The 13,740-nt window shown below is 65.6% G+C and carries 11 protein-coding genes; 2 read left to right on the forward strand and 9 right to left on the reverse strand.

What is annotated here, in order from left to right; translation table 11 throughout:
- Positions 1-30: 30 nt before the first annotated feature.
- A complete protein-coding gene (gene ilvC, locus H8B03_RS13745) occupies positions 31-1,053 on the forward strand; it encodes a ketol-acid reductoisomerase (RefSeq protein ID WP_193142446.1) in 1,023 nt (340 codons plus the stop codon).
- Between the two features lie 75 nt (positions 1,054-1,128).
- Entirely contained in the window at positions 1,129-2,034 is a 906-nt protein-coding gene (locus H8B03_RS13750) for a DMT family transporter (protein WP_193142447.1), read from the forward strand.
- A gap of 10 nt (positions 2,035-2,044) precedes the next feature.
- On the opposite strand, the gene glmM is transcribed toward H8B03_RS13750, so the two are convergent.
- The 9 genes from glmM to H8B03_RS13795 all read right to left on the reverse strand — a co-directional run bounded on the left by glmM (position 2,045) and on the right by H8B03_RS13795 (position 13,683).
- Positions 2,045-3,391: a phosphoglucosamine mutase gene (gene glmM, locus H8B03_RS13755; protein WP_193142448.1), complete on the reverse strand. Its 1,347-nt coding sequence runs from the start codon at positions 3,389-3,391 to the stop codon at positions 2,045-2,047.
- Positions 3,388-4,422, reverse strand: coding sequence for a dihydropteroate synthase (gene folP / locus H8B03_RS13760; protein WP_193142449.1), 1,035 nt, complete (start codon positions 4,420-4,422; stop codon positions 3,388-3,390). The genes glmM and folP overlap by 4 nt, the downstream gene beginning before the upstream one ends.
- Before the next feature lie 17 nt (positions 4,423-4,439).
- Positions 4,440-5,372 (reverse strand): dihydroneopterin aldolase, encoded by a 933-nt coding sequence (locus H8B03_RS13765; RefSeq protein ID WP_193142450.1) that lies wholly within the window; start codon positions 5,370-5,372, stop codon positions 4,440-4,442.
- 57 nt (positions 5,373-5,429) lie between these two features.
- Complete coding sequence (locus tag H8B03_RS13770) at positions 5,430-6,134, reverse strand: cell wall hydrolase (RefSeq protein WP_319022487.1); 705 nt, start codon at positions 6,132-6,134, stop codon at positions 5,430-5,432.
- 160 nt (positions 6,135-6,294) lie between these two features.
- Positions 6,295-8,844 carry a putative PEP-binding protein gene (locus H8B03_RS13775; protein ID WP_193142451.1) on the reverse strand — a complete coding sequence of 850 codons (2,550 nt, stop codon included), beginning with the start codon at positions 8,842-8,844 and terminating at the stop codon, positions 6,295-6,297.
- Positions 8,845-8,909: 65 nt separating this feature from the next.
- A complete protein-coding gene (gene glyS / locus H8B03_RS13780; RefSeq protein WP_193142452.1) occupies positions 8,910-10,985 on the reverse strand; it encodes a glycine--tRNA ligase subunit beta in 2,076 nt (691 codons plus the stop codon).
- Between the two features lie 9 nt (positions 10,986-10,994).
- Positions 10,995-12,203 carry a sodium/glutamate symporter gene (gene gltS / locus H8B03_RS13785; protein ID WP_193142453.1) on the reverse strand — a complete coding sequence of 403 codons (1,209 nt, stop codon included), beginning with the start codon at positions 12,201-12,203 and terminating at the stop codon, positions 10,995-10,997.
- Positions 12,204-12,209: 6 nt separating this feature from the next.
- On the reverse strand, positions 12,210-12,680 hold the full coding sequence (locus H8B03_RS13790) for a DUF6446 family protein (RefSeq protein WP_193142454.1): 471 nt from the start codon (positions 12,678-12,680) through the stop codon (positions 12,210-12,212).
- A gap of 64 nt (positions 12,681-12,744) precedes the next feature.
- A complete protein-coding gene (locus H8B03_RS13795; RefSeq protein WP_193142455.1) occupies positions 12,745-13,683 on the reverse strand; it encodes a glycine--tRNA ligase subunit alpha in 939 nt (312 codons plus the stop codon).
- Positions 13,684-13,740 lie beyond the last annotated feature (57 nt).

Consider the following 13,740-nt stretch of genomic DNA (forward strand, 5'->3'; position numbering starts at 1 on the left):
CGCCCATATTCAATCGGGAAGGAGATACCTATGCGCGTCTACTATGACCGTGACTGCGATGTGAACCTGATCAAGGACAAGAAAGTCGCCATCCTCGGCTATGGCTCGCAAGGCCATGCCCACGCGCTGAACCTGCGCGACAGCGGCGCCAAGAACCTTGTCGTTGCCCTGCGCGAAGGCTCGGCCTCGGCCAAGAAAGCCGAAGCCGAAGGCCTGCAAGTGATGGGCATCGCCGAAGCGGCGGCCTGGTGTGACGTGATCATGTTCACCATGCCCGACGAACTGCAGGCCGAGACCTACAAGAAATATGTCCACGACAACATCAAGCCCGGCGCGGCCATTGCCTTTGCCCACGGCCTGAACGTGCACTTCGGCCTGATCGAGCCGAAAGAAGGCATCGATGTGATCATGATGGCGCCCAAGGGCCCCGGTCACACCGTGCGCGGCGAATACGTCAAGGGCGGCGGCGTGCCCTGCCTTGTGGCCGTGGACACCGATTCCACCGGCAAGGCGCTGGAGATCGGCCTGTCCTATTGCTCGGCCATCGGCGGCGGCCGCTCGGGCATCATCGAGACCAACTTCCGCGAAGAATGCGAAACCGACCTGTTCGGCGAGCAGGCGGTTCTGTGCGGCGGTCTGGTCGAACTGATCCGCTGCGGCTTCGAAACCCTGGTCGAAGCCGGCTATGCGCCGGAAATGGCCTATTTCGAATGCCTGCACGAAGTGAAGCTGATCGTTGACCTGATCTATGAAGGCGGCATCGCCAACATGGATTACTCGATTTCGAACACCGCCGAGTACGGCCAGTACGTCACCGGCCCGCGCATCCTGAACTACGACGAAACCAAGGCCCGGATGAAAGCGGTTCTGACCGACATCCAGCAGGGCAAGTTCGTGCGTGACTTCATGCTGGAAAACGCCGTCGGTCAGCCGACCATCAAGGCGTCGCGTCGGGCCAACGACGAGCATCTGATCGAGGAAACCGGCGCCAAGCTGCGCGGCATGATGCCGTGGATCTCGGCCGGCAAGATGGTCGACAAGGAAAAGAACTAAGCGATCCGCCCGGCGCGCTTGCAGGCGCGCCGGGCCCTTTTTCGCGGCAGGCGCCGCCCCCCTTTCGGAACCCTGATGTCCAGCCCCGCCCCTTCCGATCCGCGCCCGATCCACTGGGCCGGAACGATCAGCCTCGGGATCATCTGGGGCACCGCCTTCATGGGCATGAGCGTGGCGCTGGAAGGCATGTCGCCGCTGTGGCTGGCCGCCGGACGGCTGGTGATCGGTGCTGCGACATTGCTGGCAATCGAGGCCGGGATGGCCGCGGCCGGCAAACACCGACCCCCAACCCCCTTACCCTGGCGCTTTGTCCTGGCCATCGCGATGCTGGGTTCGGCATTGCCCATGGCGCTGCTGACCTGGGGGTTGCAAACCGTGCCCTCGTCCTTCGCGGGCGTTTCCATGGCTGCCGTCGCCCTGTTCGTGCTGCCGCTGGCCCATGTCTTCGTGCCCGGCGAGACCATGACCCGCTGGCGCACCTTCGGGGTTGTGGCCGGGTTTCTGGGTGTTGTCCTGCTGATCGGGCCGCGTAACTTGCTGGCTGGCGGCGGCGAGGCCATGGGCGGCCGCATCGCCTGCATCGGATCCGCGCTGTGCTATGCTGGCGCCTCGATCCTGACGCGCCGCTGCCCACCCATCGACCCGATCCGCCTGGCCCGGCTGATGACCGGCATTGCCGCCATCGTCCTGGTGACTCTGGCCCTGGTTTTCGACGGGTGGCCCACGGTTCCCGGCGGCCTGCCCCTGCTGGCGCTGCTTTGGGTCGGCGTGCTGCCCACCGGCATCGCCAACCTGATCCGCGTGCTGATCCTGCGCAGCGCCGGGCCCGGCTTCATGAGCCTGACCGCCTATCAGGTGCCGGTCTGGTCGGTGATCTTCGGCGCATTGCTGCTGGACGAACCGATCTCGCTGAACCTGGTCCTGGCACTGGCGCTGATCCTGGCGGGGATTGCCCTGACCCGTGTGCGGTCACGCCGCTGATCGGACCGGATCAGACCGCAGCCTGAATTTCTCCGACCAGACCATCGACGATGCGGGTCATCAGGCCCTCGTCCTCGGCTTCGGCCATGACGCGGATCAGCGGTTCGGTGCCGGACTTGCGGATCAGCAGCCGGCCCTGCCCTTCCAGATCGCTTTCAGCCGCGCGGATCGCGGCCTTGACCTGTTCGCTGTCCAGCGGATCGGCCCCGGTCGCATAGCGGACGTTCTTGAGCAATTGCGGGCACGGATCGAAAACGCGGGTCAGGCTGGAGGCCGGTTGACCGCTTTGCACCATCGCCGCCAGGACCTGCAACCCGGCCATCAGCCCGTCGCCGGTGGTGGCATAGTCGGTCATCACGATATGGCCCGACTGCTCGCCGCCCAGATTGTAGCCGCCCCGGCGCATTTCCTCGACCACGTAGCGGTCGCCGACCTTGGTGCGTTGCAGGCCAATCCCCCGGCCCTGCAGGAACCGTTCCAGCCCGAGGTTCGACATCACCGTCGCCACCAGAGCGTTGCCCGCCAGCCGGCCCTCGTCGGCCCAGCGGCTGGCCAGAAGCCCCATCAGCTGGTCGCCATCAGTGATCTGCCCGGTTTCGTCGATCAGGATGATGCGATCGGCATCGCCATCCAGACAGATGCCCAGATCGGCCCCGGTTTCCAGAACCCGTGCCGCCGCGGCCTGCGGCGCGGTAGAACCGACGCCCTTGTTGATGTTGAACCCGTCCGGTGTGACGCCGATGGCCTCGACCTCGGCGCCCAGCTCCCACAGGATTTCAGGCGCGGCCCGATAGGCGGCGCCATTGGCGCAATCCACCACGATCTTCAGCCCGTTCAGCCGCAACGAGCGGGGAAAGGTGGTCTTGGTGTATTCGACATAGCGCATCCGGCCTTCGTCGATGCGCCGCGCCCGGCCGATGTTCTCGGGACGGGCGGGTTCGATTTCCCCCTCGACCAGCGCCTCGATCTCGACCTCGGCCTCATCGGACAGCTTGAACCCATCGGGGCCGAAGAACTTGATGCCATTGTCGGTGGACGGGTTGTGGCTGGCCGAGATCATCACCCCCAGATCGGCCCGCATCGAAGCCGTCAGGAACCCCACCGCCGGGGTCGGCACCGGCCCCAGAAGCAGCACGTTCATGCCGGTCGAGGTCAGCCCCGCCGTCAGCGCGGTTTCCAGCATGTAACCCGACAACCGCGTGTCCTTGCCGATCACCACACGGTGTCCGTTCGATCCGTCGCGACGGAAATAGCGGCCCACGGCGGCGCCCAGACGCAGCACGAGGTCGGCGGTCATCGGGTGGCTGTTGGCCCGCCCCCGCACGCCGTCGGTTCCGAAAAGCTTGCGCTGGCTCATGGCATTGCTCCTTGCCTCGTCTCGCGGGGGCCGGTAACGGCGCGGTGCAGGCTGAGCGCCTGTCTGGTGGCCGCCACATCGTGGACCCGGATGATTTGCGCCCCTTGTGCCACGGCGGCAAGGGCCACGGCAATGGAGCCATGGACGCGGTCGGCCGCCTCGGGCGCCGCGCCGATCTCGCCGATGAAGCGTTTGCGCGACACGCCGATCAGCAGCGCGCAGCCCAGCCCATGGAACAGCGACAGCCCGCGCAGAAGATCCAGGTTGTGGGCGGTGGTCTTGCCAAACCCGATACCGGGATCGGCGAGGATGCGGGCGCGCGGGATGCCTGCGGCCTCGGCACGCAAAATGGCGGCCTCCAGCGCGTCATAGACATCCAGCAGCGCATCGCCATAGCGCGGATCGCGTTGCATGGTGTCGGGCAAACCCTGCGCGTGCATCAGGCAGACCGGCACGGCGGCCCGGGCCATGGTCGCTGCCATTTCGGGATCGAAGCCCATGGCCGAGACGTCGTTGATGAGCGCCGCCCCTTCGGCCAGCGCCTGCGCGGCGACAGCGGCCTTGCGGGTGTCGATGGACACCGGCACTGATGTATCCGCCGCCAGCGCCGAAACCACCGGCGCGGTGCGGGCGATTTCATCCGCAACCGAGACCTCCACAGCACCAGGGCGGGTCGATTCGCCGCCGATATCCAGGATGTCCGCGCCCTGGTCCCGCAACTGGCGTCCGTGGGCGATGGCGGTTTCGGCGGCCAGAAACTGCCCGCCGTCCGAAAAACTGTCGGGCGTCACATTCACGATGCCCATGAGACGCGGCGAGTCGGTCAGAGTCAGCCCGGCCAGCGGGGCACGGGGCGTGCACAGACGATCCCGGACATCCGGTGGCAAGATATCGGCGTTGGCAATGCGCGGCGGGGCGTCCCGGTGCAGCACCTCAACATGGGTGAACCAGCCCCAGCCTCCGGCCAGCGGCAGGGCGTCTTGCGGACGGGCGGCATCGGTTTGTACAAGCGGGCGGTAATACGCGGTCATGGCCGCAGTCTATCCCATCACGTCCCGGACGACAGGGGCACAGGCCGCAAGGGCGGAAGATCCTGCCCCAAGTCCAGGGATGTTTCGCGGTCCGTGGTCAGCCAAAGAACCTCCGCAGCCTCCAACCGTCGCGCCAGCCACGCGGCCAGCACCGGCATCGTCAGCGACGACGGCGCGTTGTCCCGGGCATCAATGACGATCTTCGACGGCGCCCAGACCGAGATGTTGTCGTGGCGCAACGCCCAGTCCATCTCGGTCCGCGAATCGACCACGACAAAACGCGGATCAAGCGACGCCAAACGCCAGGCCGCCTGCTCATAGGCCAGCAGCGTGATGCGGCGCGCCACCGGGGCAATCAGACCGTCGAAGTCGGGCAGTTCCTGGGAAACCGGATTGACGCACAGCACCGTCGGCGCGTCGCCGGCCAGTTCGGCCAGCCGGTCCACCAGCCGGGGATCGGCCAGAACCGTGTCATCCACAAGAATCATGGTGGGGACGGCATGCGCCTCGGCCACCGGGGCCAGAGGTGCTGCGCGCACGATCTCGACCCCCAGGGCACCGCTGAGACGATCCAGCTTTTCCACCCGCAGCCAGACGTGCGCCACCTGCTTGTGCGCCAGAACCCGCGCGGCGACGCCTTCGGCCAGGGTTTCCATCAGGTTCAACCGGCCAGCAGCCAGTTCATCCTCGATCGCTTCGGGCAACACGTCATAGCTGAGAATGCCGTCCACATCGTCATGGGCGGCCCCCGGCGCGGTCTGCTTCAGGTCAGCCACGATGTTGAAACGCACCCGCTGGGTGTGGCCGCGTTCCTGCTGGAACGCGCCGATCTCGACCTCAAGGATATGGTCGTGCAGCAGAAGCTTGTCCGCCGTCCCGCTTTGCGCGGTCATCTGGACATCCACGGGCGCAACGGGGCGCTGGTTCAAGCCAGTGGGCTGGTCGGTCACGGTCGGTCCTTCTCTGCTACGGCGCGGCGGCGGGAGAAGGCCGGTTTAGACCAGAAATCAGCGCGTCGCCACCCGCGAGGGCTGACGATAGAAATGGTGCACGCCGATGGTGGCGGTACGCGGGAACTTGCGCGACCAGGACGGGCGCACCTGCTTGGTATGATAATGCGTCGCACCCTGGGTCAGATCTTCGACAACGCCGCGCAGCACCGCGTCCGCGACCTTGCTGACGTTGGTATAGGCGCGTTTCTCGCGGATCACTTCGGGATGGCCATCGCAGGTGTAGGTGAACTGGCACTGGTACTTGCGCCCGGTGCCCTGATTGATGACGCCGCAGACCGAGTTGGGGTACTTGGGCGAGGAAACACGGTTCATGATGACTTCGGCCACCGCGAACTGGCCCTTCACGCTTTCGCCGCGCGCTTCGAAGTACAGCGCCTCGGACAGGCATTGCAGATCTTCGCTGGCTTTCGGCGCAGGCTGGGCCGCCAGCCACGCCTTGGTGTAGCTGACCTGCACCTTCTCGCGCTTGGACGGCGTCGCGCTTTGCACCGGCGCGTTGGACGGCTGCGGCACCACGAGGCGCAGCAGGTCGCCTTCCTCAAGGCGCGAGATCTCAGATTTTTCCTGACCGAACAGAGCGCTCAACTGGCCGTTGACACTGACCGACGGATCGTTGGAAGTACTGACTGTTGCACCCGCGTAAGCGGCAGGGGACACACAGATCGAAAACAACAAGGCAGCGGCAGCACGAATATTCACGGCTTTTTTCCCAAATTTTGTTGGAACCAAGAGGGTGCTACCGAAGTTGACCCCCTGTTGGCAAATCCTTGACCACGCGGAAGGTCAAAGCCGTTGTCATAGAACTACAATTTGAAATGCTGCAGGTGCGAAGATGCCGGTTTTGCAGGCACTTAGGTCGCTAGGCTGCGTAAGCGGATTTTAGCGCAGACTGGGCCGCCGCAAGCCGTGCCAGAGGCACCCGGTATGGCGAACATGACACATAATCGAATCCCTCGCCCCGGCAGAAGGCGATAGATTCGCTGTTGCCGCCGTGTTCACCGCAGATCGACAGCGTCAGATCCGGGCGCGCCGACCGTCCCCGCGCCGCCCCGATCTGCAACAATTCGCCGACGCCATCGGTGTCGAGGCTGAGGAACGGGTCCTCGGCAAACACCCCCTGGCGGACATAGGCGCCCATGAAACGCCCCGCGTCGTCGCGCGACAGGCCATAGGTCATCTGCGTCAGATCGTTGGTGCCGAAGCTGAGGAATTCGCAATGGGCCGCGATATCGCCTGCCCTGAGGGCCGCGCGCGGGGTTTCCACCATGACGCCCAGCCGATAGGTCAGCTTGCCCCGGCGTTCGGTCTGCACGGCGGCCGAGATCGCCTCGACCCGCGCCTTGACGATTTCCACCTCGCGGCAGGCCGAAACAAGCGGGATCATGATTTCCGGCACCACCGGCGCGCCGTCATCCGAGGCATCCAGCGCCGCCTCGAAGATCGCGCGCGCCTGCATGTCGTAGATTTCCGGCAGGGTCAGGCCAAGGCGCACCCCGCGCAGGCCCAGCATCGGGTTGAACTCGGTCAACGCGTCGATGCGGCGCTGCACGTCGGTCACCGGGCGGTTCAGCGCCTCGGCCAGTTCGATGATGCCCTGGCGGTCGTGCGGCAGAAACTCGTGCAGGGGCGGGTCGAACAGGCGGATACAGACCGGTTTGCCCGCCATGATCCGGAAGATCTGGGTGAAATCGGCGCGCTGCATCGGCAGCAGTTGCGCCAGCGCGTCGGCACGATCCTCGGGCAGATCGGCAAAAATCATCTCGCGCATGGCGGTCAGACGATCTTCGGCGAAGAACATATGCTCGGTGCGGCACAGGCCGATGCCATCGGCGCCGAACCGGCGGGCCAGGGCGGCATCCTCGGGCGTGTCGGCATTGACCCGCACGTCGATGTCGCGCACCTCGTCGGCCCAACCAAGGAAGGACTCGAAGGCATCGTCGCGGCCCGCCGCCACCATCGGAACAGCGCCTTTCAGCACCTCGCCGGCAGTGCCGTCCAGGGTGACGATCTCACCTTCCTTGTACACGGTGCCATCGGCTGTGGTCATGGTGCGGGCCCGGCGATCGATGGTGACGCTGGACGCGCCGACCACGCAGGGCACGCCAAGACCGCGCGCAATCACCGCGGCATGGCTGGTGGTGCCGCCGCGTTCGGTCAGGATACCGCGCGCGGCGTGCATCCCGCGCACATCTTCGGGCGTGGTTTCGCGCTTGGCAAGGATGCAGGCTTCGTCCTGCGCCGCCATCGTTTGCGCCATGGTCGAGGAAAACACCAGCTTGCCCGCCGCAGCACCGGGGCTGGCGGCAATGCCCTGCACGATCCGGGTGCGCGGCGTTTCGGGGTCGATGCGCGGATGCAGAACCTCGTTCAGGGTACGCGGTGGAATGCGGCTCAGCGCCTCGTGGCGCGAGATGATGTTGTCTTCGGCCAGACCGACCACCACGCGCACCGCCGCCTGGGCGCTGCGGGTCACCGGGATCGCATCCAGGATCGCAAGATCGCCTTCATGGATGGTGAATTCCACCTGCGCCTCGTCGCGCAGCGCGGTCCGGCAGCGTTCGCCGTACAGCACCAGTCGGTCAAAGATATCCGGACACAGCTCCTCCAGCGAGGGGCCGCGCGGATCGCGGGTCAGGTACAGCGCCCGTTCCCGATCGACCAGCGCATCGCGGCCCTGGCTCTGGCTCAGGTAGCGGCCGGTGATCTGCGACTGGCCGGTGACCGGGTCGATGAATTGCATCACCCCCGAGCCGCTTTCATCCGCCCCGACCCCAAGCGCCATTTCCTGCACCACAAGGCCCAGCCCCGCCTCGGCGGGTGCGCCGCGCGCCTGCCGCAACAGCCGTGCCGAGGTGCTTTCCCAGGCCCGCGCCATCGAGCGCAGCACGCCGATCAGTTGTTCTGCGGGATCCTGGGGGAAATAGACCTCGGTCTCGATCTCGTATTCCCGCAAGGCCGTCTCGACCGCCGTGCGCGACGGGCTGTCAGGGCTGTCGAACAGGTCGTCATCCAGATGCGAGACTTGCACCGCGTAGGTCTGGATGAACCGCAGGTACAGGGCGCTGGCCGCGGCCTCGCCCAGGGTTTTCACCATGTCTTCATAGCGGGCGTCGTTCATGCCGATGTTCAGAACCGCCCCCGGCCCGCCCCAGCGTGCCTCTTGCGAGGACGGGCGCACCGACACCAGCGGCGCATCGCCAAAGGCGGTCAGGATCCGCTCTACATCCGGCATCCGCCCCGCGGCAATGCCATGCACCGTCTCAAACGACAGGGCCACGGTGCGCGGCACCGGCAGGTCCAGTTGGACCAGCGTCTGCAACCGCCCCGCCCGCCACCCGTGCTGGCGCGTGTCGATGGACGCGCTGCGGGTGATGGTGGTGAATTCCTTGAAGGTGACAAGCTTCTGCATCGGGGGGTACTCCTGGCGCAGAGCCTAGCCTTCCGTCAGCGTCATGGGAAGCGGCCCGGCGGGGATTACCCCGCCAGACGTGTCAGATCGGCCACCTGCCCGCAGGTCTGGCGGATCATGTGCAACAGGTTCAGACGGTTGCGGCGCACGACCTGGTTGTCGGCATTCACCTGCACGGCCTCGAAGAAGGCGTCGATCGGCCCGCGCAGGGTGCCCATGGCGCCCATGGCGCCGGCGAAATCCTCGGCTTCGATGGCCGAGGAGATCGCAGCCCCCTGCGATTCCAGCGCCGCGAACAGCGCCTTCTCTTCCTCGGTTTCGGCCAGCTTGACCTCTGCCCCATAGGAATATTCCACCCCGTCGGCCTCTTCTGCCTGGGTCAGGATGTTGTTGGCGCGCTTGAACCCCTGGATCAGGTTCTCGCCATCGTCGGTCTTCAGCACCGCCGCCAACGCCTCGGCCCGCTTGACCAGCAGCGCCAGATCGTCATTGCCCGGCATCGCCAGACAGGCGTCGATCACGTCATGCGGAATGCCCCGGTCACGCAGATAGACCTTCAGGCGGTCGTGGGTGAAGGAGAGCAGATCCGCCGCAACCACATCGGTTTCGACATCGCCCGGTTGCGCCGACAGGCCGGCCGCAAACACCGACGACAGACCTGTCCGAACCCCATTTTCCAGCACCAGCCGGATTATCCCCAGCGCGGCACGCCGCAGAGCAAAGGGGTCTTTCGACCCGGTGGGTTTCTCGTCGATGGCCCAGAACCCGGTCAGCGTGTCGATCTTGTCGGCCAGTGCCACGCCGACCGAAATCGGCGCGGTGGGCACATCGTCGGAGGGACCAAGCGGGGCGTAGTGCTCCTGCGCCACCGCCGCCACATCGGCGATCAGGCCCGCGGCTTCGCTGTAATATCGCCCCATAACCCCCTGAAGTTCCGGGAATTCATAGACCATTTCCGACGACAGATCGGCCTTGGCCACCTGTGCGGCCTTCTCGGCAGCCTCGGGATCGGCGCCGACCAGCGGCGCGATCTCGCGGGCCAGCGCGGCGATGCGGTCGATGCGGGCCTTCTGGCTGCCCAGCTTGTTGTGGAAGGTCACATTGTCCAGCGCCGCCAGCCAGGTGCCCATGCCGGCGCGGGCTTCGCGCAGATCGTTTTCCCAGAAAAACTTGGCATCCGACAGGCGCGCAAACAGCACCTTCTGGTTGCCCGCAAGGATGGTTGCGCCATCGTCCGCCGTCACCCGATTTGCGACGGTGATGAAATGGGTGATCTGGCCGTCCTTGCCTACCGAGAAGAACTTCTGGTGTTCCTTCATCGAGGTTTGCAGCACCTCGGCGGGCAGGCCCCGGAAGGCTTCGTCGATCTCGCCCAGCAGAACCACCGGGCATTCGACCAGCCCGGCGACCTCGGCCAGCAGGCCCTTGTCCTCGACCACTTCCAGCCCCCGCGCAAAGGCCGCGTTGGTGGCATCATGCCAGATCTGCGCCGCGCGTTCCTCGGCATCCAGTATCACATGGGCGCGCTTCAGCTTGGCGGCGTAATCGTCGAACGAGGTCACAGTGAAGGCATCGGGTGCCATGAAACGGTGGCCATGGGTCACGTCACCTGAAACGATCCCATCCACCTCCAGCGGCACCACCTCGGCCCCAGCCTCATCGCTCAGCAGACACAGGATAGACTGCAGCGGGCGGACCCAGCGCAACTCTCCACTGCCCCAGCGCATGGACTTGGGCCAGGGGAAGTTGCGGACGGTCGTTTCCAACACTTCGGCCACGATCTCGGCCGCCGGGCGGCCTTCCTTCACGATCATCGCGAAATAGGCCTGGCCCTTCTTCTCGTCGCGCACCTCAAGATCCTCGCGGGCGACGCCTGCGCCGCGGCAAAAGCCGTCGATGGCCTTGTCCGGCGCGCCGACGCGCGGGCCCTTGCGCTCTTCGCGGGTGGTGGGGCTTTCGGCGCTCAGCCCCTGCACGGTCAGCGCCAGCCGGCGCGGCGTGGTGAAGGCCTGCGCCCCGGCATAGGTCAGCCCGGCCTCGACCAGCCCGTCGGTGACCATGCGCCTCAGGTCCGCCCCGGCCTTGCCCTGCATCCGCGCGGGGATTTCTTCGGAAAACAGCTCGATCAGAAGGTCAGGCATGGAAGGGTCCTAGAAACTCAGAAGGGTCTGGATCACCGCCGCATTCGCCAGATCGACGAAAAAGGCAGAGACAAGCGGAAGGATGACGAAGGCGATGGGCGACGGGCCATAACGTTTTGTCACGGCGTTCATATTGGCAATGGCGGTGGGCGTGGCGCCCAGCCCGAACCCGGCAAACCCGGCGGCCAGCACCGCGCCGCGATAGCCCGATCCCATCAGCGGGAACACCGCCAGCAGGACAAACAGGACTGTTACCAGGGTCTGCAGCCCCATGGTTACCGCCATCAGCGTGCCCATTCCAGCCAGTGTCCACAATTGCAGCGACATCAGCGACATCGACAGGAAGATGCCCAGCGAGAAATCCGACATCAGCGCCAGGGTCGGGGTCCGCGACACCCGTGGCCCGAGGGGGGTCAACCCCAGCAGATTGCCGACAACGATCCCCATCAGCAGGCAAGGCACGAACAGCGGCAGGTTCAGCCCGGTGGCGGCAATGGCCTGGCTCAGCACATAGCCCAGGATGATGGTCAGATGCAGCACGAACAGCACGCGCATCACATCCACATGGGTGATGCGGGCCTCGCCGACCTCATTGAAGGCCAGGCCGACGGTATGGCTCTGTTCCGGGCGGTCCGGGGTCAGCTTGCCCCGTTCGATCAGGAACTTGGCAATCGGCCCGCCGATCAGCGCCGCCAACACCAGCCCGATGGTGGCCACCGCGATGCCCAGTTCCGCAGCCCCGGCAAAGCCGCTTTGGTCCGCGACCATGGGCGACCAGGCGATGGCCGTGCCATGGCCCCCGATCAGCGCGGCCGAGCCCATGAGCACCCCCAGTTGCGCGGGCATCCCGAAGGCCAGCGCCGCACCGATGCCCACCACGTTCTGCACGCCGATGAACACCAGCGTCAGCCCCAGCAGGATCGCCAAAGGCTTGCCGCCCGACACAAGATCCGACAGCCGCGCGTTCAGCCCGATGCCCGAGAAGAACACCACGAGGAAATAGTTGCGCGAGGCCAGTTCGAACTCGACGCTGCGATCCAGCACCAGGAAGATCGCCCAGGTGATCGCCGCCGCGACCAGCCCACCCGACACCGGTTCGGGAATGTTGAAGTCGCGCAAAAACCGGACCTTGCGCGTGACCTGCACGCCCACAAGGAACACCAGCAGGCCAAGCGTGGTGGCGACAAACTCGGGAATGACCAGGGGGGAGCTGTCCATGCGCGCCTAGTCCCGGAATTCCGCGTTCAGCTGGTGCCACGCAAAGGCGCGGCCATCGTCAAACACCGCAACCACCCGGTCCACGCCCTGCGAGACGCCTTCTTCGGACAGAAAGGCGATGGCCCGCCCTTCTTGCAGCGCCGCGCCAATCTCGGTGGCGTCGAAGCATTCGAACCAGGCGGGTGCGTTCAGCGGCTCGGCCCCGTCGTAAAGCCGGAAGGTCTCGGTCAACAATGCCTGACTGAGCGGCGTGGTGAAACAGGCCCGAAACCGGATCGGTGAACTGGTCGCGTCGATGGCCTCGATCCCTGCGGCGGGGATCGGCTCGGGCGCGCCTTCCTGTATCGGGGTCAGGCGGATCTCGACGGTCTCGGTCGCGACTTCGTCGTAGAAATGATAAACCTGCAGGTAGTAGAGCGACACCCCCGCGATCACTGCGAACGCCAAGATGACCCCTCCGACGATCTTGCCATTCATGCGGCACCTCTGACCGGGCGCGCCGCCGGACTGCGCGGCTGCCGGGAACGATTGGGCTGCGGGGTCACGCCGCGTCCCCCGCCACGAAGCCACCCGCCTCGGTCTGCACGAAGGCATCGGCGCACAGCTTCGCCAACGTCCGGACCCGGCCGATATAGGCCTGCCGTTCGGTGACCGAGATCACCCCGCGCGCATCCAGAAGGTTGAACATGTGGCTGGCCTTGATGCATTGGTCATAGGCCGGATGCGCCATGACGATGCGCCGCCCGGTCTTGGGATCCTCGGCGGGCTGGCTCAGGATGGCCTGACATTCGGCCTCGGCCTCTTCGAACTGCTTCAAAAGCACCTCGGTGTTGGCCTGATCGAAGTTCCAGCGCGAATATTCCTGCTCGGTCTGGCGGAACACATCGCCGTATTTCAGCGCGATGGGCGCGTCGGGATCGTTGAAGGGCATGTCCATGACATGATCGACGCCCAGCACATACATCGCCAGACGTTCCAGCCCATAGGTCAGCTCGCCCGAGACCGGCTTGCAGTCATGGCCGCCGACCTGCTGGAAATAGGTGAATTGCGACACTTCCATGCCGTCGCACCAGACCTCCCAGCCCAGGCCCCAGGCACCCAGCGTGGGGCTTTCCCAGTCATCCTCGACGAAGCGGATGTCGTGCAGCTCCATGTCGATGCCGATGGCTTCCAGAGAGCCGAGGTACAGCGCCTGAAGGTCCGGCGGGCTGGGTTTGATCAGCACCTGGTACTGGTAGTAATGCTGCAGGCGGTTGGGGTTTTCGCCATAGCGCCCGTCGGTAGGCCGCCGCGACGGCTGCACATAGGCCGCCGCCCAGGATTGAGAGCCCAGAGAGCGCAGCGTGGTGGCGGGGTGGAACGTGCCCGCGCCCACTTCCATGTCATAGGGTTGCAGAATGGCGCAGCCCTTCTCGGCCCAGTAATTCTGAAGCCGCAGGATGATGTCCTGAAAACTGCGGGGGCGGGATTTCGGATCCATGGGGCACCTTTCGCAACGGGTCGCGCCTCTCCATAGGCAAGAGGCCCGACAGGGTCA

Source organism: Meridianimarinicoccus sp. MJW13, assembly GCF_014901205.1.
Lineage (GTDB): Bacteria > Pseudomonadota > Alphaproteobacteria > Rhodobacterales > Rhodobacteraceae > Meridianimarinicoccus.